This window comes from Streptomyces uncialis, assembly GCF_036250755.1.
In the GTDB taxonomy this organism is placed as follows: domain Bacteria; phylum Actinomycetota; class Actinomycetes; order Streptomycetales; family Streptomycetaceae; genus Streptomyces; species Streptomyces uncialis.
Map to the genome: position 1 here is coordinate 5,963,897 of NZ_CP109583.1, position 22,661 is coordinate 5,986,557.

20 protein-coding genes and 1 tRNA gene are annotated in these 22,661 nt (G+C 73.3%); 13 read left to right on the plus strand and 8 right to left on the minus strand.

What is annotated here, in order from left to right:
- Nucleotides 1–24 precede the first annotated feature (24 nt).
- The 4 genes from OG711_RS24845 to OG711_RS24860 all read left to right on the plus strand — a co-directional run bounded on the left by OG711_RS24845 (nucleotide 25) and on the right by OG711_RS24860 (nucleotide 6,804).
- Nucleotides 25–918, plus strand: a complete 894-nt coding sequence (locus OG711_RS24845) for an FAD binding domain-containing protein (protein ID WP_073793994.1) — start codon at nucleotides 25–27, stop codon at nucleotides 916–918.
- Nucleotides 915–3,167, plus strand: a complete 2,253-nt coding sequence (locus OG711_RS24850; protein ID WP_329560529.1) for a (2Fe-2S)-binding protein — start codon at nucleotides 915–917, stop codon at nucleotides 3,165–3,167. The genes OG711_RS24845 and OG711_RS24850 overlap by 4 nt, the downstream gene beginning before the upstream one ends.
- A complete protein-coding gene (locus tag OG711_RS24855; RefSeq protein ID WP_266516076.1) occupies nucleotides 3,164–5,470 on the plus strand; it encodes a xanthine dehydrogenase family protein molybdopterin-binding subunit in 2,307 nt (768 codons plus the stop codon). The genes OG711_RS24850 and OG711_RS24855 overlap by 4 nt, the downstream gene beginning before the upstream one ends.
- A gap of 200 nt (nucleotides 5,471–5,670) precedes the next feature.
- Nucleotides 5,671–6,804 (plus strand): SUKH-4 family immunity protein, encoded by a 1,134-nt coding sequence (locus OG711_RS24860; RefSeq protein WP_329560532.1) that lies wholly within the window; start codon nucleotides 5,671–5,673, stop codon nucleotides 6,802–6,804.
- Between the two features lie 67 nt (nucleotides 6,805–6,871).
- On the opposite strand, the gene OG711_RS24865 is transcribed toward OG711_RS24860, so the two are convergent.
- On the minus strand, nucleotides 6,872–7,702 hold the full coding sequence (locus tag OG711_RS24865) for a helix-turn-helix domain-containing protein (protein WP_329560534.1): 831 nt from the start codon (nucleotides 7,700–7,702) through the stop codon (nucleotides 6,872–6,874).
- A gap of 108 nt (nucleotides 7,703–7,810) precedes the next feature.
- Here OG711_RS24865 and OG711_RS24870 point away from each other — a divergent pair, with 108 nt between their 5' ends.
- The gene (locus OG711_RS24870) at nucleotides 7,811–8,182 is read left to right on the plus strand and encodes a cupin domain-containing protein (RefSeq protein ID WP_329560536.1); all 372 of its coding nucleotides are present in this window, start codon (nucleotides 7,811–7,813) and stop codon (nucleotides 8,180–8,182) included.
- 297 nt (nucleotides 8,183–8,479) lie between these two features.
- Here the strand turns inward: OG711_RS24870 and OG711_RS24875 are convergent.
- Nucleotides 8,480–8,554, minus strand: a tRNA-Cys gene (locus OG711_RS24875).
- 244 nt (nucleotides 8,555–8,798) lie between these two features.
- Between OG711_RS24875 and OG711_RS24880 the strand changes: the two genes are divergently transcribed.
- A complete protein-coding gene (locus OG711_RS24880) occupies nucleotides 8,799–9,992 on the plus strand; it encodes an alpha/beta hydrolase family protein (RefSeq protein WP_073793977.1) in 1,194 nt (397 codons plus the stop codon).
- 58 nt (nucleotides 9,993–10,050) lie between these two features.
- Nucleotides 10,051–10,338: a hypothetical protein gene (locus tag OG711_RS24885; protein ID WP_329560538.1), complete on the plus strand. Its 288-nt coding sequence runs from the start codon at nucleotides 10,051–10,053 to the stop codon at nucleotides 10,336–10,338.
- Between the two features lie 87 nt (nucleotides 10,339–10,425).
- Here OG711_RS24885 and OG711_RS24890 read toward each other — a convergent pair whose 3' ends face one another.
- The gene (locus OG711_RS24890; RefSeq protein ID WP_329560540.1) at nucleotides 10,426–11,454 is read right to left on the minus strand and encodes a GNAT family N-acetyltransferase; all 1,029 of its coding nucleotides are present in this window, start codon (nucleotides 11,452–11,454) and stop codon (nucleotides 10,426–10,428) included.
- Nucleotides 11,455–11,740: 286 nt separating this feature from the next.
- Here OG711_RS24890 and OG711_RS24895 point away from each other — a divergent pair, with 286 nt between their 5' ends.
- The 6 genes from OG711_RS24895 (at nucleotide 11,741) to OG711_RS24920 (ending at nucleotide 18,528) form a co-directional block, all read left to right on the plus strand.
- Nucleotides 11,741–13,606 carry an MFS transporter gene (locus OG711_RS24895; protein ID WP_329560542.1) on the plus strand — a complete coding sequence of 622 codons (1,866 nt, stop codon included), beginning with the start codon at nucleotides 11,741–11,743 and terminating at the stop codon, nucleotides 13,604–13,606.
- Nucleotides 13,607–13,639: 33 nt separating this feature from the next.
- Nucleotides 13,640–13,837 carry an Arc family DNA-binding protein gene (locus tag OG711_RS24900; protein ID WP_073793968.1) on the plus strand — a complete coding sequence of 66 codons (198 nt, stop codon included), beginning with the start codon at nucleotides 13,640–13,642 and terminating at the stop codon, nucleotides 13,835–13,837.
- A gap of 1 nt (nucleotide 13,838) precedes the next feature.
- Nucleotides 13,839–14,207 (plus strand): type II toxin-antitoxin system death-on-curing family toxin, encoded by a 369-nt coding sequence (locus OG711_RS24905; RefSeq protein ID WP_073793965.1) that lies wholly within the window; start codon nucleotides 13,839–13,841, stop codon nucleotides 14,205–14,207.
- Between the two features lie 206 nt (nucleotides 14,208–14,413).
- On the plus strand, nucleotides 14,414–16,198 hold the full coding sequence (locus OG711_RS24910) for a DEAD/DEAH box helicase (RefSeq protein WP_073793963.1): 1,785 nt from the start codon (nucleotides 14,414–14,416) through the stop codon (nucleotides 16,196–16,198).
- A 521-nt stretch (nucleotides 16,199–16,719) separates the two neighbouring features.
- Nucleotides 16,720–17,361 (plus strand): IclR family transcriptional regulator, encoded by a 642-nt coding sequence (locus OG711_RS24915; protein WP_073793960.1) that lies wholly within the window; start codon nucleotides 16,720–16,722, stop codon nucleotides 17,359–17,361.
- Between the two features lie 378 nt (nucleotides 17,362–17,739).
- Nucleotides 17,740–18,528: a S16 family serine protease gene (locus OG711_RS24920; RefSeq protein WP_073793957.1), complete on the plus strand. Its 789-nt coding sequence runs from the start codon at nucleotides 17,740–17,742 to the stop codon at nucleotides 18,526–18,528.
- Between the two features lie 45 nt (nucleotides 18,529–18,573).
- Here the strand turns inward: OG711_RS24920 and OG711_RS24925 are convergent, their stop codons facing one another.
- The 5 genes from OG711_RS24925 to OG711_RS24945 form a co-directional block, all read right to left on the minus strand.
- On the minus strand, nucleotides 18,574–18,777 hold the full coding sequence (locus tag OG711_RS24925; protein ID WP_073793954.1) for a hypothetical protein: 204 nt from the start codon (nucleotides 18,775–18,777) through the stop codon (nucleotides 18,574–18,576).
- Between the two features lie 53 nt (nucleotides 18,778–18,830).
- Nucleotides 18,831–19,454 (minus strand): ArsR/SmtB family transcription factor, encoded by a 624-nt coding sequence (locus OG711_RS24930; protein WP_329560546.1) that lies wholly within the window; start codon nucleotides 19,452–19,454, stop codon nucleotides 18,831–18,833.
- A gap of 77 nt (nucleotides 19,455–19,531) precedes the next feature.
- Nucleotides 19,532–20,509 (minus strand): glycine betaine ABC transporter substrate-binding protein, encoded by a 978-nt coding sequence (locus OG711_RS24935; RefSeq protein WP_266516045.1) that lies wholly within the window; start codon nucleotides 20,507–20,509, stop codon nucleotides 19,532–19,534.
- A complete protein-coding gene (locus tag OG711_RS24940) occupies nucleotides 20,506–21,396 on the minus strand; it encodes an ABC transporter permease (RefSeq protein WP_073794453.1) in 891 nt (296 codons plus the stop codon). The genes OG711_RS24935 and OG711_RS24940 overlap by 4 nt, the downstream gene beginning before the upstream one ends.
- A gap of 17 nt (nucleotides 21,397–21,413) precedes the next feature.
- On the minus strand, nucleotides 21,414–22,640 hold the full coding sequence (locus OG711_RS24945; RefSeq protein ID WP_329564004.1) for a betaine/proline/choline family ABC transporter ATP-binding protein: 1,227 nt from the start codon (nucleotides 22,638–22,640) through the stop codon (nucleotides 21,414–21,416).
- Nucleotides 22,641–22,661 lie beyond the last annotated feature (21 nt).

Consider the following 22,661-nt stretch of genomic DNA (forward strand, 5'->3'; position numbering starts at 1 on the left):
GGACAGCGGGAAGGGGCAGCCGGTTTGACCACGCACGCACCGCAGGCGGCGCGATCCGTGACACTGCCGGGCTCACTGGACGAGGCGGTCGCGGTTCTCGCCGCGACGCCCGCGGCCGTGCCCGTCGCGGGCGGTACGGATCTGATGACCTCGGTCAACTCCGGTCAGTTGCGGCCCGCCGCCCTGGTCGGACTCAGCCGGATCAGCGAGATCCGCGGCTGGCAGTACCAGGACGGCCACGCGCTCCTCGGCGCGGGCCTCACCCACGCGCGCATGGGGCGGCCCGACTTCGCCGCGCTGATCCCCGCGCTCGCCGCCGCCGCGCGCGCCGCGGGCCCCCCGCAGATCCGCAACGCGGGCACCCTCGGCGGCAACATCGCCACCGGCGCCCCGACCGGCGACGCCCTGCCCGTGCTCGCCGCCCTCGAAGCCACCGTCGTCCTCGCCGGACCCGGCGGCTCCCGGCGGGAGATCCCCGTCTCGCACCTGCTCGCCGGGATGGAGATGCTCGCCGCCGGTGAACTCATCGGCTACGTGCGCGTGCCGATCCTGCACGCCCCCCAGGTCTTCCTGAAGGCCACCGGCCGCACCGGCCCCGGCCGCGCCACCGCGTCGATCGCGCTGGTCCTCGACCCCGCCCGGCGCGGGGTGCGCTGCGCGGTGGGCGCCGTCGCGCCGATGCCGCTGCGCCCGCTGGACGCCGAACAGTGGATCGGCCGGCTCATCGACTGGGACGGAAGCCGTACGGTGGTCCCCGAGGCCCTGACGGCCTTCGGCGAGTACGTCGCCGCGGCCTGCATCCCCGACGCCGCCCCCACCGAGGGCGGCGCGCCGCAGCCGCTGCCGCCCGCCGTACTGCATCTGCGGCGCACCGTCGCCGTGCTGGCCCGACGGGCACTGGGGAGGGCGCTGTCGTGAGCGACGAACACAGCGGCGGGGGCGGCTGGCGGCCGATCCCGCAGGGCGAGCACGACCAGGACGGCAGCGAGGCCACCGCCTTCGTCCAGCTGCCCGAGGGCGGTCTGGAACCGCACGCGGACAGCCCCCTGGCCGCGCCCGGCCACGGCTATGTGCCGCCCCGGATCACGGCCGCCCCGGCCGCCGGTGAGGCCACCGGCCCCGGCGCCTGGCCGGCCCCGCACGGCCCCGGAGCGCCCGCGCAGGCGCCCGCGTGGCCCGAACCGACCGATCCCACCGGCGGCCACCCGCACCCGGCCGGGCCCGGGTACGCCCCGGAGCACGGCCACCCGGCGCCGGGCGGCTACGACCCGCAGGCGTCCGGACAGTGGTCCTTCCCGGACGCCGCGCCGCCCGCCCCGGGCACCGGCGCGACCGGCCAGTGGTCGATCCCGCTCGCCGACACCGACGTCCCGGACGACTCGGGCGAGTTCACCACGTCCACCCTGGCCTCCCAGTGGGGCGGCAACCCGCCCGCGACGCTGCCCGGCGGCGCCGCGGCGCCCTGGGCCACCGGCGCCCACGACTGGACGACGGCCCCCGGCCCCGACACCGTCCACGACGGCGCCCACCTCACCGGCCACGACGGCGGCCAGGACACCGAGGGCATGCCGTTCACCGTCCCGTCCGCGACCCCGGCCTACGGCACCGACACCCGTTCCTTCGGGTCCGGTCCCGCCGATCCGGTCACGTACCCGCCCGGCACCGACCCGGCCGCCCCCGGCGAGCACCCCGTCCACGACGCCGGGGAGGCCGTCCACGGCCCCGCGGGCCCCGCGGACGGCCAGGAGGTCACCGGCGGCCCGGAAGCCGCGCAGACGGCCTCCCAGGCCCTCGCGGACGCGCCGGGCGGCGAGGCGGGGCGCGCGGCCCGGTACGAGGTGGGGCACCCGGCGGGTGACGAGGCAGGCCACGAGGCCCGGTACGAGGTGGGGCACGGGGCGGGCCACGAGGTCGGCCACGCGGCAGGCCACGACGTGGACCACGCGGCAGGCCACGAGGTGGGGCACGGCATCGACCCCGCCGCCGAGCACGAACCCGGCGACCCGGCCCACGAATCCGGCCCCGAACCGGACCACGACCCCGCCCACGACCCCGGCCACAGCCTTCCGCACGGCGTCCGCCACGAGGCCGCGCCCGGGTCCGACGACGGCCCCCACCGTTCCGCCCACGACCACACCGACGGCCCGCCCGTCACCGGCACGGGCCCCGGCGACGGCGTCACCGCCGGGCGCACGACGGCCGGCCCCGACACCCCGGCCACCGCCGACGGCTCCACGTCCGCGCCCGCCGTCCCGCACCCGCGCGACGCCCACGGCCCGGACGCCGCAGCCGCGGTCACCCGTGAACACCCCGAAGGGGACCCGTCCCCCGCGCGCGCGGACGACCTCGCTCCGGAGCACCCCGAACACCCCGGCCACCCGGCCCCGCACGAACACCCCGCCCCCGACGAACCAGCGGGTTCGGCGCCCGGCGTACCCGGACCCACCGCCGACGAACCGGACCGGGCGGCGGACCCCGCCCCCGACGAGGCCACCGCGGCCCCCGAGCACCCCCTCGACGACACCCCGCCCGTCCACCACGACGAACACCCCCTGATCTCATACTCCCTGCGGGTCAACGGCGTGGACCGGCCCGTCACCGACGCGTGGATCGGTGAATCACTGCTCTACGTGCTGCGCGAACGCCTCGGCCTCGCGGGCGCCAAGGACGGCTGCTCCCAGGGCGAGTGCGGCGCGTGCAACGTCCAGGTCGACGGCAGACTCGTCGCCTCCTGCCTGGTGCCCGCGGCCACCACCGCGGGCAGCGAGATCCGCACCGTCGAGGGCCTCGCCGCCGACGGACGCCCCTCCGACGTCCAGCGGGCCCTCGCCCGCTGCGGGGCCGTCCAGTGCGGATTCTGCGTCCCCGGGATGGCGATGACCGTCCACGACCTGCTGGAGGGCAACCCCGCGCCCTCCGAACTGGAGGCCCGCCAGGCGCTCTGCGGCAACCTCTGCCGCTGCTCCGGCTACCGCGGCGTCCTCGAAGCGGTCCGCGAGGTCGTCTCCGAACGCGAGGCGTCCGCCGCGGCCACCGAACCCGAACACCCCGACGAACACACCGCCGAGGGCCGCATCCCGCACCAGGCAGGACCCGGCGCGGGCGGCGTCCACCCCACGGCGCACGAGAACCACGGTCCGTACGGCCAGGACGGAGCCCCCGCGTGAGCAACGAAGCAGGGGGCACGGCCGGTTCCGCGACCCCCGCCCCCGACCCCCTGCCGCACGGACTCGGCACCTCGCTGCCGTCACCCCACGCGCGCGCGAAGACCGAGGGCACCTTCCCCTACGCCGCCGACCTGTGGGCCGAGGGACTGCTGTGGGCCGCCGTCCTGCGCTCACCGCACCCCCACGCGCGCATCGTGTCCATCGACACCTCCCACGCGCGGGTGATGCCCGGCGTCCGCGCCGTCATCACCCATGAGGACGTTCCCGGGACGACCGTCCACGGCCGCCGCGTCAAGGACCGTCCCGTCTTCGCCTCCGAGGTCGTCCGCCACCACGGCGAGCCCATCGCCGCCGTCGCCGCCGACCACCCCGACACCGCCCGGATGGCCGCCGCCGCCGTCATCGTCGAGTACGAGGTGCTGGAACCCGTCATCGACCCGGAGAAGGCGTTCTCCGCCGAACCCCTCCACCCCGACGGCAACCTCATCCGCCACATCCCGCTGCGCCACGGCGACCCCGACGTCACCGGCGAGGTCGTCGTGGAGGGCGTCTACCGCATCGGCCGCCAGGACCCCGCCCCCATCGGCGCCGAGGCCGGACTGGCCGTACCGCGCCCCGACGGCGGTGTGGAGCTGTACGTGGCCTCCACCGACCCGCACAACGACCGGGACCTCGCCGCCGCCTGCTACGGACTCGACCCCGAGCGCGTCAAGGTCGTCGTCACCGGCGTGCCCGGCGCCACCGCCGACCGCGAGGACCCCGGCTTCCAGCTCCCGCTCGGACTGCTCGCCCTCAAGACGGGCTGCCCCGTCAAACTCACCGCCACGCGCGAGGAGTCCTTCCTCGGGCACGCGCACCGCCACCCCACCCTGCTGCGCTACCGCCACCACGCCGACGCGGACGGCCGCCTGGTCAAGGTCGAGGCACAGGTGCTCCTCGACGCGGGCGCCTACGCCGACACCTCCGCCGAGGCGCTCGCCGCCGCCGTGTCGTTCGCCTGCGGCCCCTACGTCGTGCCCCACGCCTTCGTCGAGGGCTGGGCCGTACGCACCAACAACCCGCCCTCCGGGCACATGCGCGGCGAGGGCGCCCTCCAGGTGTGCGCCGCCTACGAGGCGCAGATGGACAAGCTCGCCCGCAAGCTCGGCGCCGACCCCGCCGACGTACGGCTGCGCAACGTCCTCGCCACCGGCGACGTCCTGCCGACGGGGCAGACCGTCACCTGCCCCGCGCCCGTCGCGGAGCTCCTCGGCGCGGTACGCGACTTCCCGCTGCCCGCCCTGCCCAAGGACACCCCCGAGGACGAATGGCTGCTGCCCGGCGGCCCCGAGGGCGCGGGGGATCCCTCCGCGATCCGCCGGGGCGTCGGCTACGGCCTCGGCATGGTCCATATGCTCGGTGCCGAGGGCACCGACGAGGTGTCCACCGCCACCGTCAAGGTCCACGACGGGGTCGCCACCGTCATCTGCGCCGCCGTCGAGACCGGCCAGGGCTTCAGCACCCTCGCCCGGCAGATCGTCCAGGACACCCTGGGCGTGGACGAGGTGCACATCGCCCCCGTCGACACGGACCAGCCCCCCGCGGGCGCCGCCTGCCGGGGCCGCCACACCTGGGTGTCCGGCGGAGCCGTCGAGCGGGCCGCGAAGATGGTCCGCACCCAGCTCCTCCAGCCGCTGGCCCACAAGTTCGGCATGTCCACCGAACTCCTCCAGATCACCGACGGGAAGATCACCTCCTACGACGGCGTCCTGTCGACCACCGTCAGCGAGGCGCTCGACGGCAAGGAACTCTGGGCCACCGCGCAGTGCCGCCCGCACCCCACCGAGCCCCTGGACGAGGACGGCCAGGGCGACGCCTTCGTGGGCCTCGCGTTCTGCGCCATCCGCGCGGTGGTCGACGTCGACATCGAACTCGGCTCCGTACGCGTCGTGGAACTCGCCGTCGCCCAGGACGTCGGCCGCATCCTCAACCCGGCCCAGCTCAACGCCCGTATCGAGGCCGGGGTCACCCAGGGGCTCGGCGCCGCCCTCACCGAGAACCTGCGCACCCCGCGCGGGCTGATCCGCCACCCCGACCTCACCGGCTACGCCCTGCCCACGTCCCTCGACGCACCCGACATCCGGATCGTCAAGCTGGTCGAGGAACGTGATGTGGTCGCTCCGTTCGGGGCGAAGGCGGCCAGCGCGGTTCCCGTGGTGACATGCCCCGCGGCCATCGCGTCGGCCGTCCGCGCGGCGACCGGCCGCCCGGTCACCCGCCTCCCGATCCGCCCCCAGGCAGCGGTCGTCACCACCACGGCCTGACCGTCCCCGCCGCCGGTGCCGGTGCCCGTACGGGTGCCGCTGCCGGTCCTTCGCGGCCTCCGGAGCGGGGTCGTACCCGCACCGCCTCGCGGCCGGTTGTCAGTGGCGGCACCTACCGTCGTGAGCAGTGGGGGCCGTGCACCGTGACGGGTGTGTCCGGCGTCCCGCCGACCGTTCGTTGACCTGCCACGGGGGGTTCCATGGCCACGACCGAGACGATCAGGCTCACCGAGCACGGGCTGCCGCCGTCGCTCACCCACGCGGGCACCCGGCGGTTCCTCACCAGGGCCGGACTGCCCGCGCGGGAGGGCCCGTTGTTCCGCTTCACGGTGCTCCGCGAGCAGGGCCTGCGGACGTACGCGAGCCTCGCGGGGGTGCCTGCCGCGCCATGCGACCTCTTCGTGCTCGGCGAGCTCTCGGCGCCCGGTTCCGGCACCTGGGTGACGCTCGACGGCCGCACCGGCGCGCTGTTCCTGACCGGCCGGGCCGATCCCGATCTCCCCGGTGACCCGCTGGCGCCCGACACGCGGACCCTGCTCGGCTTCGAGTCGGCCGTCGCCGACCTGGAGCGGACCCGGGGCCGTTTCGCCGCCTACGAGGGCCGCTACGGCCGCGCCGCCGCCTCCGGCGCCACCGACGAGCTGCTGGCCCTCTTCCAGGGCGGTACGCGCGGCGCGGAGCTGCCCGCCTTCTGGTGGACCGCCGCCCTGATCCTCCCGCTGGCCCGGGTCCCCACCCCCGGCATCCAGCTCCGGCTCGACCTCCCGGGGCGGCTGCTGGACGAGGAGTTCGGCGCCGGACACGTCACCCGCTGCGAGGACGCCGACCTGCCCGCCGCCCTCACCCATGAGCCGACGCGCCGCTTCCTGAAGGACATCGGCCTCCCCGAGGAGGACGACAGCTATGTCTTCCCGGGGCTTCCCCTGCGCACCCTCACCGAGCACCACGGCGGCTGGGCCGGACTGCCGCCGCACGCCACCCGGCTGGTCCCCGTCGGCCATCTCGCGGACGGCACGGACATCGTGGTCGACGGCGCCACCGGCGAGATCCTGTCCTGGCACCGGTCCACCGGCCGGCTGTCCCCGCTGAACTCCGATGTGTCGGCGCTGGCGTTCACCACCTGGCTGCTGCGCCGTGAACGCGTCCTGGACGAGGCCCACGACGGGTACCTCACCGCGCGGGCGCCCGGCCGGCTGGCCGAGGCCGTCCGCGCGGTCCTGAGAACCACCGACCATCCGGCCGCCCTGCACACCCCCACGGACACGGACGGCCCGGCCGCCCACTGGCGCCCCTGGCCCCTGCTGACGACGGTCCCGGTGGAGTGCGCGAGGTAGCGCCTCGTCCGCGCGGGTTCGCCGGGCCGGTGCTCGGGGCGAGGCGATGGGGGGAACCGACGCCGGGTCAGGTGGGGATCGGGGCGCAGCCGGTGCGGGTGCGCTGGTATCGCGCGGGTGTGGTGCCCACATGGCGGGTGAAGTGCCGGGACAGATGCGCTTGGTCATGGAACCCCACGTCGGCGGCGACCCCGGCGGGCCGGTGGCCGTCGAGGAGAAGCCGCCGTGCCTGATCGACGCGCTTGCCGGTCAGGTAACGGTGCGGCGGCAGGCCGTAGGTCTGCTTGAAGCAGCGGATCAGGTGGGTGGGGTGGGCGTGCAGGACGGCGGCGGCCTCACTCAGGGACACACCGGCGCGGATCCGTGAGTCCAGCAGCTCCCGCAGCCCGGTGGCGAGGCGGCTTGCCTCACGCCCCGGTTCGCGGGGCCGGAGCGCGTCGAGGTGCAGGTGGAGCCGTTCACGGATGAACGAGAGGCGGCATTCGGCTTCGAACCCGTCCCCGGCATGGACGAGAGCGGTGTGCAGGCGGTGGATCCGATGGCGCAGCGGTCCGTCGCTGAGGACGGGAGCGTCCACCGCGCGTCCGGCCAGACGCTGCGGGAGCACGGTCTCGTCCAGGTAGAGGTTGCGCTTGCGGAAGCCTGACGCCGTGACGGTCCGGCCGTCGTGGGGGACGCCGGGCGGCAGCAGCAGGACGCTGGTGGAACCGGTCGCCCCATGGCGGCGGCGGTCGAGTGCGAAGTCCACCGAGCCGTCGTCGAGGATCATCAGGTCCCAAGTGTCGTGGGTGTGGGCCGGGTACGCGTGGTCGGTGAAGTGCGCGTGGAAGACCTCCGCGATCCCGGGTACCGACGGCCGCCAGGCGCTGATGGACGTACGGGGTCGGTCGGAGGCCATGCCAGGAACGTACAAGACCGGTGGAGTCCGTGCGCGGGAGGCTCATGACGCCGGCCGGGGGGCCTGAGAGGCCGCTCCCGGTTGCCCGGCCTCATGGAGGGATGCCGCATGTCCGAGCCCGTTGCTCCTGTCAACCTCGCCGACAAGCTGTCGCGGTTCAGCGAGCTGTGGTCGCAGAAGAAGGTGGCCGTGCTCAACGACTACGAGGTCAAGCTGGCCAAACTGAAGGGGGAGTTCGTCTGGCACACGCACGAGGACACCGATGAGCTGTTCCTGGTCATCAGCGGGCGGCTCACCATCCAGCTCAGGGGCGCTGATGTGGTGCTGGAACCCGGCGAGTTGTTCGTCGTTCCCCGGGGGGTCGAACACTGCCCGATGGCGGACGAGGAGACCGCGATCCTGTTGTTCGAGCCGACGGGAACGCTCAACACCGGTGACGCGGGAGGACCGATGACGAAGGCGGCCGAACTCCTCGGCTGACACGCGGACGCCCTGTCCCCCGACCGTGCTTCTGGGCGCTTCTCGCACGCTGGTCACCCGGAGAAGGAGCTTCGCCCCGTCCGCGGGGAAGGTCACCCGGGTTCGCCCGCGTGAGGCGGCCGAACCCGGGGGCGGAGGGGAATGGTGCCTGAGGAACCCGGCCCGCGTCGGGCGCCGGGGAGCGTGACCGCCTTCGGCCCGGGCCGGTTCCGGTGCCGGAAGGCGAGCGGTGGCGGGGCGGCGGCGCGCGCCGCCCCGCCGACCGCTCTGCCCTGCTGGCCCCCGTCGGACCAGCTCTGGAGGCCGTGGCGGGAATCGAACCCACGTAACTCGCTTTGCAGGCGAGTCCCTCAACCACTCGGGCACACGGCCGGGTGTCACCGGATGTGATCACCGTAGGAGCGGTCCGGGCCATGGCTCAAGACATCGGACACCCATGCCATGTGACTGCAATCCGCCGTTCACAAAGCGCCGTTGGCGTGCGCGGGCTGTCTTTCGGGATGCCGGGGATACCTGAGAGCTACGTCGCCGTAGCCCCACGGTCTGACTTTCCGGATCGCGGAATGGCTACCGGAGTGTGATGTGGTCTCCATGCCTCTCGGCCTACCTTGAGCGCATGATCCGAATGAGTCGGGCGGCCACCGCCGCCGCCCTCACGATGTCGCTCGCCCTGCCGCTCGGCATGGTGGGCACGGCCGCAGCTCAGGACACGTCGGCGTCCGGCGCGCCGGCCCCGGCGGCGTCCGCCGCGTTCCCTCAACTCCCCGCGCCCACCGGTAAGTACGGAGTGGGCAGCAAGGTGCTGCACCTGGTGGACCGTGACCGTGGGGACCCCTGGGTCCCCACCGCCGACGGCCGTGAGCTGATGGTCAGCCTCCACTACCCGGCGGCCCGTCCCGGCAAGGGCGGGACCGGGACCGCCCGGTACGCCACACTCGACGAGGCGCGGCTGATGGCGGAGGGCTTCGAGATGTCGGGCGCCGTCCCGGCCGACCGCCTGAGCGGGATGCGTACCCACAGCAAGCCCGACGCCCCGGTGTCCAAGGGCCGTTACCCCCTGGTCATCCTGTCGCCCGGGTTCGGCGCCGCGCGCTGGACCCAGACCAATCTCGCCGAGGATCTGGCCAGCCGGGGCTATGTCGTGGCCTCCCTGGACCACGCCTACGAGTCGTACGGCACCTCCGTCCCCGGCGGCCGTACCCTGACCTGCGTCTCCTGCCACGCGGTGGACCAGGGCGGGGTACCGCTGAGTGTGGTCACCACGACCCGGGCCAAGGATGTGTCGTTCGTCCTCGACCGGCTCACGGGCCCGGACCCCGTCTGGCGGCACTCCGGGGTGATAGACAAGCGGCGTGTGGGCATGGCCGGACACTCCATCGGCGGCGCGTCCGCCGCCACCGCGATGGTGGGCGACCACCGGGTCCGCGCGGGGATCAACATGGACGGCGCCTTCTGGGAGAAGCTGCCCGCGGGCGGTCTGAAGGGCCGGCCGTTCATGCTCCTCGGCACCGACGACGAGGTCCACAGGCCCGGCGGCACCGACCGGACCTGGGACGAGACATGGCCCGGCCTGAACGGCTGGAAGCGCTGGCTCACCGTCTCCGGGTCGAACCACGGGACCTTCTCCGACACCCCCGTGATCGGCGAGCACTTCGGTCTGCCCGGTGAGCCGTACCCGGCCGCCAGGGCGATCGCGATCACCCGGACCTATGTCTCCGCGTTCTTCGACCAGCATCTGCGCGGCACCCCGCGTGCCGTGCTCGCCGGACCGACCGCCGCGAACCCGGAGGTGAAGTTCCAGAACCCCTGACCGGTGGGAACGGACGGGCGAAGTGTACGAACGGCGGTCACCGGTACGGGCTCAGCTGATGTCCGACGGGTCGCTGACCTGCTTCCGTCACCGTGTCACCGCCCTGGGCCGCCGACGGTTGGCGGGGGCCCAGGCGCGAGGGATCTGGCCCGCCCATGTCTTCGAGGGTTCCACGGCGCTCAAGGACAGAAGACTGGCCCGGACCCTCGACAACGCGTCGCTTCCGTCGGGCCTGGGGCGGGCCCTGGCCCGGATGGGCAGGGCTCTGGACTCGGACCATGGCGCGGGTGGGAGCGACGGCCCGGACCACGGCTCCAGCGGTGGTGGCGGCGGGGGCGGTGACTGAGTCCGGCCCGTGTCGGGGCGGATCCGGGCGGGTGGGACCCCGTGACCGACGATGGGGTCCCACCCGGGGCCGACCCGGAGCGGGCGGTCAGGACGGGCGGTGCTCCCAGCCCCGGGCCGTGCGGGTGAGCTCATGGAACCCGACCGCGGTGAGCGCCGCCAGATCGTCGGTCTCGTCGGGTGTGACATAGGTCAGCAGCTGGTCGGTGCCGCAGAGGGCCAGCCAGGCGCGGGCCCGGCCGAGCAGCCAGGGGAAGAGCTCCGGGTGGGCGTCCTCGCGCACGTCGAAGTCGGCGAGGTCGGCGGTGCGCCCCGAGCGGGCGTGCCGTTCGGGCCGGTCGAGGGTGGTGTCGAGCTCGACGTACCCCAGCTCGTCGGAACCGAGCCGGGCGGTGAGCCGGGTGCCGTGCGCTCCGAGGGTGCGGTGCGTGGTGAGGCCGGGCAGGGGTGCGGCGCGTCCCGGGTCGGGGAGGTCGTGGAGCGGGGCGAGGAGCAGGATCTCGGTGCCGCCGGTGTGGACGAAGCCCGCCCGCTCCAGGGCCGCGCGGATATGGGGCCACTGCTCGGGGACGCCGTAGACACCGGGGGCGGGCAGCTGCCCGTCGGCGAGACGGGCCCGGACCCGCCAGCGGTCGAGCTGGGCGAGGGACGCGGACATCAGCAGCCCGGCGGCCGGGTCGGACCCGTCGTACGGCGGGGAGTCCATGACCGCGTCGGCCGAGTGCACGTCGGGGGAGCCCGCGCCATCGGCGGCAGCGGCTGCGGCGGACACGGTGTGGGTGTCGGGGGTATCGGCGGTGTCGGTGGTGGGGAGGTGGACGGACCAGGCGAGGTGGCCGGTGTCGCGGTAGTCGGCACCGACCTCGGAGTCGTCGCGGTAGCGCAGCAGATGCGCGGCGGCGACGATCCGGCGGTGGTGCTCGACGACGAGCGTGACGCGTTCGGCGACCCACGGGTCGGTGACGTACTCGTCGGGGCGTCGCTCAAGGCTGCTGATCACGGTGTTGACCGAGACGCCGGCGCCGGGGACGACCGCGGCGACATGGGAGTTGACCAGATCGGTGAGCTGGTCCCGGTCCTCGCGGCGGAAGGTACGCACAGTCAGGGACGAGGGCATGACGAAAGCCTCCGGGCAGAGGGAGAAGGGGAGGCCGCCATGAGGTGCGGTACGCCGGTCACCCTAGCAGCCGGGTTCCCAGCGGATCATCGGATTTCGGTGCGGGCCGGGCGGCGGCGTTCCGCATGGCACGCGCACAGGTCAGCCCGTTCGTGGGAGGTCCGTACCGGGTACGGGGTCCGGGCGAGTGAGGGAGGGGCGGCGGGGGAGACGTACGACCAAGGGCGGAGCCGGGCAGCGACCCCCGACAGGGTTCAAGGGCCCTGTCGCCCCTTACTCTGCGAAGATGAGCCCCTTCGACCCCAGCGACCCCGACGGCACCGCCGCCGAACGTTCCACCGCCCGTACCAGGGGCTCAGGCCCGGGTGCCGCCGCCACGAAGCCCACCACGAAGCCCGCTCCCGCAAGTACGGCGCGGGTCGCCGACGACGTACCGGCCGCCGACGCCGTAAGGGCGGTGGACGGTGACGGGCCGGTGGCCGGTACGCGCCCCGGGACCGGCCGCGATCTGCCGGACGACGAGGGCGGGGTGCTCGGGCGGACGTACCGGGCGCTGAGTGTCGGGATCGTCTCGGTCGTGCTGCTGATCGCGTTCGAGGCGACGGCCGTGGGGACCGCGATGCCCGTGGCGGCACGGGAGCTGGACGGGGTGTCGCTGTACGCGTTCGCGTTCTCCGGGTACTTCACCACCAGCCTGTTCGGCATGGTGCTGTCCGGGCAGTGGGCCGACCGCCGGGGACCGCTGGGGCCGCTCGCCACGGGCATCGTCGCCTTCGGGGCCGGGCTCGCGCTGTCCGGGACGGCCGGGGCGATGTGGCTGTTCATCCTGGGCCGGGCGGTCCAGGGGCTGGGCGGCGGACTGGTGATCGTCGCGCTGTACGTGGTGGTCAGCAGGGCGTACCCGGAGCGGCTGCGGCCGTCGATCATGGCGGCGTTCGCGGCGAGCTGGGTGATCCCGTCGGTGGTGGGGCCGCTGGTGTCCGGCCTGGTGACCGAGCATCTGGGCTGGCGGTGGGTGTTCCTGGGCATCCCGGCGCTGGTGCTGGTGCCGCTGGCCCTCGCCCTGCCCCAGATACGCAGCCGCGCGTCGGGCCCGGCGGAGGCCGCCCCCGAGTCCGCCCCGGACCCCGCACCCGTACCCGCCCCGGATCCGGCGTCGGTGTCGGTGGCCGCGACAGCTGCCGTGGCCGTGGCCGGGAAGGGTCCTGACACGGACCGTACTGACGCGGACCTTACTGACGCGGACCGTACGAAGGGCCGAACCTCAGGTCGCGTCCCGGGCCGTACCGCAGGTCGAACGAAGGGCCGGGGCCGTACGGAGCGCTGGGCGGGTGGCGGCCGGGGTGTGGTGCCGGGGCGGCGGATCAGGCTGGCGTTCGGGATCTCGCTCGGGGCGGGCCTGTTGCAGTACGCGGCGCAGGATCTGCGCTGGCTGTCGCTGATCCCGGGGGTGCTGGGCGCGGCGCTGCTCGTGCCGGCCGCCCTCGGGCTGCTGCCGCGCGGTACGTACCGGGCGGCGCGCGGGTTGCCGTCCGTGGTGCTGCTGCGCGGGGTGGCGGCGGGGTCGTTCATCGCGGCGGAGTCGTTCGTCCCGCTGATGCTGGTCACCCAGCGCGGACTGTCACCGATGATGGCGGGCCTCTCGCTGGCCGTGGGCGGGGCGACCTGGGCGCTAGGCAGCTTCGTGCAGTCGCGGCCCCGGGTGGTCCCGTACCGGCACCGGCTGATGTCGTTCGGGATGGCGCTGGTGGCGGCGTCGATCGCGACCGCGCCGACGGTGCTGATCGAGTCGGTGCCGGTGTGGATCGTGGCGGTGGCGTGGGCGTTCGGGTGCTTCGGGATGGGGCTGGTGATCTCGTCCACGAGTGTGCTGCTGCTGGAGCTGTCGGCGCCGCACGAGGCGGGCAGCAACTCCGCCGCGCTCCAGATGTCCGACGGGCTGTCGAACGTGATGCTGCTCGCGATCGGCGGCGCGGCGTTCGCCGCGCTGGGCGGCGGGCAGATCGGGGCGGGTCACGGGGCGGCCGCCACGTCCCAGGCGGCGGCCGGGGCGAACGCGGGCGCGTTCGTCGCGGTGTTCGTGCCGATGGCCGTGGTGGCGGTCGTCGGGGTGTGGGTGGCGACCCGGATACGGACCTCGAAACCGGCCTGACACCACCTGGTACCACGCTGTACCGTTCGCAGTATGGCTGGTCTGAATGTCAGGTTCACGGACGAGGAGCTGGACTCCCTGCGTGAGCGAGCCGAAGCCGAGGGCAGAAGCATGCAGTCCTTCGTCCATGACGCGGTGGTCAAGGCGATCAACGAGCACGCCCGGCTGTTCAACGAGGCTGCCGATCATGTGCTGGCCGTCAGCGAGGAGCTGAACAGGAGGCTGGCCTGAGATGCAGTACCTCACGCTTCCCGAGCTGATGCGTCTCGCGGAACGTCTGGGCACCCCCGAGGTCCGGGACTACGGTCTGCTCGACTCCGCGCTGGCCCGCCCCCAGTCCAGTGTGTTCGGACAGGACGCCTACCCGGACGTCTGGCATAAGGCCGCCGCGCTCATGGAGTCCGTCGCTCGCAACCATGGGCTCGTCGACGGCAACAAGCGGCTCGCCTGGTACGCGACCTGGGTCTTCCTGCATCTGAACGGACATCCGCTGGACCCGGCCTTCGACGTGGACGAGGCCGAGCGGTTCGTACTGGACGTCTGCCAGGGGGCGCTGGACGTGCCCAAGACCGCCGCACGGCTGCCGCTCTTCGCGCGCTGACGGAACGTGGCGGGCGTACGAGGACGGGCGTCCCGGGAGCGAGGGCCGGTACCGCTCCCGGGACGGTCCGTGGCCGGTTCCCCGACCGGTGTGAGGTCTCTCGCACTGGGGCCCGGCCGCGCCCCGTTCGGCCGAAGGAGCGCCGGCCGCACCGGTAGGGTGGCCCGGTTGTCATACGTAGCCGAGGCCGACCAAGACCGGAGACCGTGACTACCACCACCTCCCATCACCTGTCACCCGCCTTCCCCAACCGTGCGCCCTGGGGCACGGCCGGCAAGCTGCGCGCCTGGCAGCACGGGGCGATGGAGAAGTACCTCCAGGACCAGCCGCGTGACTTCCTCGCCGTGGCGACCCCGGGCGCCGGGAAGACGACCTTCGCGCTCACCCTCGCGTCCTGGCTGCTCCACCACCATGTCGTGCAGCAGGTCACGGTGGTCGCGCCGACCGAGCACCTCAAGAAGCAGTGGGCGGAGGCGGCGGCCCGGATAGGGATCAAGCTCGATCCCGAGTACAGCGCGGGCCCGCTCAGCCGTGAGTACCAGGGCGTCGCCGTGACGTACGCGGGGATCGGCGTCCGTCCGATGCTGCACCGCAACCGTGTCGAGCAGCGCAAGACCCTGGTGATCCTCGACGAGATCCATCACGCCGGTGACTCCAAGTCCTGGGGCGAGGCGTGCCTGGAGGCGTTCGAGCCCGCGACCCGGCGCCTCGCGCTCACCGGTACACCGTTCCGGTCGGACACCAACCCGATCCCCTTCGTGGCGTACGAGGAGGGCAACGACGGCATCCGGCGTTCCTCCGCGGACTACACGTACGGCTACGGCAGCGCCCTCGGGGACGGGGTCGTGCGGCCCGTCATCTTCCTCTCGTACAGCGGCAACATGCGCTGGCGTACCAAGGCCGGTGACGAGATCGCGGCCCGGCTCGGCGAGCCGATGACCAAGGACGCGATCTCGCAGGCGTGGCGCACGGCGCTGGACCCGCGCGGCGACTGGATGCCGAACGTGCTGCGCGCCGCGGACCGGCGCCTGAACGAGGTCCGCAAGTCCATCCCCGACGCCGGTGGACTGGTCATCGCCACCGACCAGGACTCGGCCCGCGCCTACGCCAAACTGATCCGGGAGATCACCGGCGACAAGGCGACGCTGGTCCTGTCGGACGACACCGGCGCCTCGAACCGTATCGACGACTTCAGCCAGGGTGACGACCGCTGGATGGTCGCGGTGCGCATGGTGTCCGAGGGGGTCGACGTACCCCGGCTGGCCGTCGGCGTCTACGCGACGACCATCTCCACGCCCCTGTTCTTCGCGCAGGCGGTCGGCCGCTTCGTGCGGTCCCGGCGGCGCGGGGAGACCGCGTCCGTGTTCCTGCCGACCGTCCCCGACCTCCTCGGTTTCGCCAACGAGATGGAGGTCGAGCGCGACCACGTCCTCGACAAGCCGAAGAAGCACGGCGAGGAGGACCCGTACGCCGAATCCGAGAAGGAGATGGAGGAGGCGAACAAGGAGCAGGACGAGGACACCGGCGAGCAGGACTCGCTGCCCTTCGAGGCGCTGGAGTCCGACGCCGTCTTCGACCGGGTCCTCTTCGACGGCGCCGAGTTCGGGATGCAGGCCCACCCGGGCAGCGAGGAGGAGCAGGACTACCTCGGTATCCCGGGACTCCTCGAACCCGACCAGGTGCAGATGCTGCTCCAGAAGCGGCAGGCCCGCCAGATCGCGCACTCCCGCAAGAAGCCGGACACCGAGGCCGACCTGCTGGAACTGCCCGCCGAACGGCGTCCGGTGGTCTCCCACAAGGAGCTGCTGGAGCTGCGCAAACAGCTCAACACCCTCGTCGGCGCGTACGTCCACCAGAGCGGCAAGCCGCACGGGGTGATCCACACCGAGCTGCGCCGGGTCTGCGGCGGCCCGCCCAGCGCGGAGGCCACGGCCGGCCAGCTCCGCCAGCGCGTCGACAAGGTCCGGGAGTGGGCCACCCGGATGCGCTGACCCGCGCGTCGCCCCGTCCGGCCGCCGGCCGTCGGCCGCCCGCCGCCCGTCCCCCGGGCCCTGCTCGGCGCCGGACGCCGGATGCCGGATGCCCGGTGCCGGGGTGCCGGACGCCGGGCACCGACTGCCGAACACCAGCCACCGGGCACCGGCAGCCACCGGACACCGGCCATCGGCACCCCGTCCGTCCCGGCCACTCCCGGCCGCCCCGGTGGGCGCCCCGTGCAACGCGGGTTACGCGTGCCCTCGTGCGAATCGGGAGCAACCGGACGCTACTCGCGGGTCCATGACCGGATTCTGGACGGAGTCTTCCGCTGAGCGGACCGGATCGCTACTGTCCCGGCAACGCACACGCCCCGTGGCAGCGTCGCCGCGGAGCGCAGCCGGTGTGCCGGGGGCACTGCGCCCGCAGGCCCCGGGTCGCCTTGGCTACCGGCAGCCTCCGGCAGGTGTCGCCCAGGGACGGGCGCCGCGGACCGTGGAGGACGCCGCGACCCCTCATCACCGAAGGAGTGGGCGTCGTGACCGCGGAGACTTCTCAGACGCTCGACCGAGGACTACGGGTCCTCAAGCTGCTCGCCGACACCGACCACGGTCTGACCGTGACCGAACTGTCCACCAAGCTCGGCGTGAACCGTACCGTCGTCTACCGGCTGCTGGCCACGCTGGAACAGCACGCCCTGGTCCGCCGTGACCTCGGCGGCCGGGCCCGGGTCGGGCTCGGGGTGCTGCGGCTCGGCCGCCAGGTGCACCCCCTGGTCCGGGAGGCCGCGCTGCCCGCGCTGCGCGCCCTGGCCGAGGACATCGGCGCGACCGCGCATCTCACCCTGGTCGACGGCAGCGAGGCCCTCGCGGTCGCGGTCGTCGAACCCACCTGGACCGACTACCACGTGGCGTACCGCACCGGGTTCCGGCATCCGCTGGACCGGGGCGCCGCCGGGAAGGCCATACTCGCCGCACGTCAGGGCCTGCTGGTGGACCCCGGCTACACCCTCACGCACGGCGAGCTGGAGGCCGGGGCGAGCGGCGCGGCGGCTCCGCTGCGCGGGGTCACCGGGGTGGAGGGGAGCGTCGGGGTCGTGATGCTCTCCGACTCGGTGCCGGAGCGGGTGGGGCAGCGGGTGGTGGACGCGGCCCGCGAGGTCGCGGACGCCCTGCGCTGAGCCGCCCCGGTACGGCGGCCCCGATACGGCGCGCCGAAACCGCGGCCCCGGTACGACGGCCCGGTACCGCGGCCCCGATACGGGCGCCCCGAAACCGCGGCCCCGATACGGCGGACCCCCGGTACGGCGGTCCCGGTACGGTGCGCCCGGGTACGGCAGCACCACCCCGCGTACGACGCCCGCCGCACAGCGCTCCCGTACGGAGCACGTGCGTCGGGCCGGACCCCGGGCCGGATACCGGGGCTGAACCCAGGCCGGACCTCGCGCTGAACCCGGGCCGGACCCCGGGCCGGACCCAGGCCGGACCCAGGCCGGACCCCGCGCCTGAACCCGGCCCGGAACTCGGCGCGGGACACCCGGTGCCCGTAAGGTTGCGGGGTGCTCTCTCGTCTCACTCGTCTCCAGGCCGCGGCCCTCTGCGCGGTACCGGCCGTCGCCCTGGTGGCCACCGCCGCGTTCGCCCCGCTGCCCTTCGTGATCGCCCAGCCTGGCCTGACGGCGAACGTCCTCGGGAAGAACGAGGGCACCCCCGTCATCACGATCGAGGGGGCGCCCGTCCGGAAGACCGAGGGCCAGCTGCGGATGACGACGATCGAGGCGACGGGTCCGGACAGCAGTGTGCGGCTGGACACCCTGTGGGACAGCTGGTTCCAGGGGGACCGGGCCGTGATGCCGCGGGACGCGGTCTACCCCGAGGGCGACAGCACCGGGGAGATCGAGAAGCACAACACACGGGAGATGGTGCGGTCGCAGCACACCGCGGCCCAGGCGGCCCTCAACTACCTGGGCAAGAGCCCGGACGAGGTGAAGGTCACCCTGGAGCTCGCCGATGTGGGCGGTCCGAGCGCCGGACTCTTCTTCTCGCTGGGCGTCATCGACAAACTTCAGGGCGACGGCAGCGGCGGTGACCTCACCGGCGGCCGGATCGTGGCCGGCACGGGCACCATCGACACCGACGGCACGGTGGGTCCGGTGGGCGGGGTCTCCCTCAAGACCCAGGCCGCCGAACGGGACGGGGCGACGGTTTTCCTCGTCCCGGCGGCGGAATGCGGCGACGCCGAGGCCGAGGCCCCCGCAGGGCTGCGGCTGATCCCCGTCACGGATCTGAAGGGCGCGGTCGATTCGCTGCGCGCCCTGGAGAAGGGCGGCAAGGTCCCGAGCTGCTGAGCCCGGCGACCCTGTGACCCGTCACCCGGCGCTGCCGGAATCCGCTCACATACCGGGCGCGGGCCGCCGCCCCCGCACGGCCGGCGTGGTCGCCAGCCGCAGCCCCAGCTCGACGAGTGTCCAGCCCAGACGGTTGCGCAGCGGCGCCCGCTCCGGGTCCCGCGTCGCGACCGCGCCGGACATGGCGGCCTCCCGCCGCAGTGCGGCGGCGCGCTGTTCGTGCAGCAGCAGATGAACCTCGGGATGCATGACGGATCGCTCCTCTCGGGCACGGACCCGGGTGTACGGATGCGGGTACGGGATCAGCTCTCCGGCTGCGGGAACGCGTGCAGATGGATGCGCATCTGTGCCGTCTCCGCGTCCCCGTCCACCGGCGGCGCCGACCGCCGGTAGCTTTCGATCAGTTCGTGCACCCGCCGGGACAGCTCCCCGCCCTGCTCGGGGGTCAGCCGCAGGGTGAAGTCGCTCATGTCGGACGCGCTGACCCACTCCTCGGACCAGTCGGCCCGGGTGGCGATCCAGGTGGTGAGTTCCCGGTTGTGGTGGTGCGCGTCCCAGTGCAGGAACACATCGACGGCGCCCCGCACCTCCGGGTCCTGGTGACCCATCAGTTCATGACCGAAGTCGGTGCCCTCGTGCGTGGACCGCCACCAGCGCTCCCGCCCCTTGCCCTGCTCGGGCGCGTCCTCGACGAAGCCGTACTCGGCGAGCTGGCGCAGGTGATAGCTGGTCGACCCGCTCGACTCGCCGAGCCGGGAGGCGAGTTGCGAGGCGGTCGCGGGTCCGCCGCGCCGCAGGGCGGTCAGCAGCTCCATGCGCAGCGGGTGCGCGAGTCCGCGCAGGGACCGGGCGTCCAGCTGCCGGATCTTGCGCTCGGTGGTCGCCGGAGCGGTGGTGCCGGGCGCGCCGGGCAGGTTCTCGTCCATGCATGCAAAGGTACCTCTGCAAAGACTCCCTTGCAAAGAGATGCGTGCAAAGAATTCTCTGCATCGCGTGGAGGGTGTCAGTCGCGCGTGATGAACCCCTCGGAGACCAGCCAGTCCAGCGCCACCTCGTGCGGGTCGTCCCCGTCCACGTCCACCTTGGCGTTCAGGGTCCGGGCCACCGAGTTGTCGAGCTTCGCCGTGATCGGGTCGAGGATGTCCTTGATCTCCGGGTGCTTCTCCAGGGCCTTGGTGTTGATCTCCGGGGCGACGTTGTAGTTGGGGAAGAAGTGCTTGTCGTCGGCCATCACCACCAGCTTCATCGCCTTGATCCGGCCGTCCGTGGTGAAGACCTCGCCGAAGGTGCACGCGCCCTTCGCGGTCTGGGTGTAGATGATCCCGGTGTCCATCCGGATGACCTGCGAGCCGGGGATGTCCATCCCGTACGCCTTCTTCATACCGACCAGCCCGTCGTCCCGCGACGCGAACTCGCTCTCCACGCACAGCGACACCGCGCGCGGGTCCGACCGCGACAGCGCGGCCACCTCGGACAGGTTCCGGGTGCCGTACTTCTTCTCGTTCGCCTGATTGGTGGCCAGGGCGTACGTGTTGTTGAGCTCGGCCGGTGCCAGCCAGGTGATGCCGTTGTCGAGATCGGCGTCTCGGACCGCCTCCCACTGCTTCGCCGGGTCCGTGATCGGCCGGGAGTTGCCCTGGTACGTGATCCAGGCGGTGCCGGTGTACTCGTACATCCCGTCCGCCTCACCGCTCTTCACGGCCTCGCGGGCGCCGATCGACCCCTGGATGCCCGTACGGTCCAGGACCTGCGCGCCCGCCGCCTCGAAGGCGATGCCCATGATCGCGCCGAGGATCAGCTGCTCCGTGAACTCCTTCGACGTCACCGTCAGGCTCGCGCCCTTCAGCGGCTCGCCCCGGCCGATCGACCCCGGCCCCACGTCGTCCACCATCGGGGAACCACTGGTCAGCCCGCACCCGGCGAGCAGCGCCCCGACGGTCACCACCGCGAGCGCCCCCCGTCGCGTCCACCCGGTCGTCATCGACCCACCTCCAGGCCCCGGGGGCGCAGCAGCAGTTCCGCGAGGGACGCGAGCCAGTCGACGAACAGGGCCAGGGACACCGTCAGGACCGAGCCCAGTACCAGGACCGGCATCCGCTGGTTGGTGATCCCGGCGGTGATCAGATCACCGAGGCCGCCGCCCCCGCCGAAGGTGGCGAGGGTCGCGGTGCCGACGTTCAGCACCAGCGCCGTGCGCACCCCCGCGAGGATCAGCGGTACGGCGAGGGGCAGTTCGACCTTGCGCAGAACACCCGTCGACGACATCCCGATCCCGCGCGCCGCCTCCAGCAGCGTCGGATCGTTGGCGTTCAGCCCCGCGATGGTGTTGGACAGCACCGGCAGCAGCGCGTAGGCGATGATCCCGATCAGCGCGGTCCGGGGGCCGATGCCCAGCCAGATCACGAGCAGCGCCAGCAGCCCGATCGCGGGGGTCGCCTGGCCGATGTTGGCGAGGGCCATCGCGAACGGGGTCGCCGGGCGCAGCCGCCGGCGGGTCAGCAGGATGCCCAGCGGGATCGCGATGATCAGCACGAAGAAGGTGGAGATCGCGGTCAGCTGGATGTGCTCCCACAGCCGCAGCCGGACGACGTCCCCGGCGAGCGCGTTGCGGCTCACCGAGTCGAGCGACGCCTGCTGGAACCAGATCCACGTCGCCAGCAGCACCAGCGCGATGACCGACGGCAGGAACACCAGCTTGCGCCAGGTGATCCGGGCGGGCGTACGGGAGTTGCCGGCGGTGGCGGAGGGCGGCGCCTCCTGCTCGGCCTCGCCCGCGTCGCGGAACGCGACCCCCTTGACCTCGTGGGAGCCGGGCAGCCGCTCGCCGGACGGCTTCTCGGGCGGACGGCTCTGCCCGGGACCCGGCAGCCCGGCGGCCGGCCCGTTCACGGCGCCGCCCCCGTACCGCCGGTCCCCGTTCCGCCCGCGCCTTCCTGTTCCTCGTGGGTGCGGCCGGAGTGCTGTTCCGCCAGCTCGTGCTGATGCTCCAGGGCCTCCAGCCGGTCGGCCTCCAGGAGTTCATGGACGGAGTTCATCAGCGTCTCCATGTCGACCACGCCGATGTACTCGCCGCGCCGCCCGGTGACCGCGACCCGGCCCGCGTTGTCGGTGAGGACGGCCTCCAGGGCGTCGCGCAGGGTCGCGTCCCGGGTGACCGTGTCGTGCACGAGGGTGCCCGCGCGGGCCAGTGAGCCCCGGGCGCGCATCAGATCGCCGCGCCGCAGCCACTTGTAGGGGCGGCGGCGCTGGTCGAGGAGCAGGATCTCGTTGGTGCCGCTGACCTGGAGCAGATCGAAGATCCGCTGGAGCGGGTCGTCCACGGTGACCGTCGGGTACGCACGGATCTCCACGTCCCGCACCCGGGTGAGGTTGAGCCGTTTGAGCGCGGCGCCCGCGCCGACGAATCCGGAGACGAAGTCGTCGGCGGGGTTGGTGAGGATGGCCTCGGGGGTGTCGAACTGCGCGATCTGCGAGCGTTCCCGCAGCACCACGATCCGGTCGCCGATCTTGATGGCCTCGTCGAAGTCATGGGTGACGAACACGATCGTCTTGTGCAACTCGTGCTGGAGCCGGATCAGTTCGTCCTGGAGATGGTCGCGGGTGATCGGGTCGACCGCGCCGAACGGCTCGTCCATCAGCAGTACCGGCGGATCGGCGGCGAGCGCCCGCGCCACCCCCACCCGCTGCTGCTGCCCGCCGGAGAGCTGGCGTGGGTAGCGGTCCCGGAACTCCCCGGGATCGAGTCCGACGAGATCCAGCATCTCCTCCACCCGGGCCTTGGTCCGGGAGGTGGACCAGCCCGTCATCCGGGGGACCAGGGCGATGTTCTGCGCGACGGTCATGTGCGGGAACAGTCCCGAGGACTGGATCGCGTACCCGATGCCCCGGCGCAGCTTCACCGGGTCCATGTCGGTGACGTCCTCGCCGCCGATCCGGATGCGCCCGCTGGTCGGCTCGATCAGCCGGTTGATCATCTTGAGCAGGGTGGTCTTCCCGCCGCCGGAGGGGCCGACGAAGACGACCGTCTCACCCGCCTTGATCTCCATGGTGACGTCGTCGACGGCCGGGACGGCGCTGCCCGCGTACCGCTTGGTCAGGTTCTCCAGCTCGATCGGCGCCCCGGAGGTGCCCGA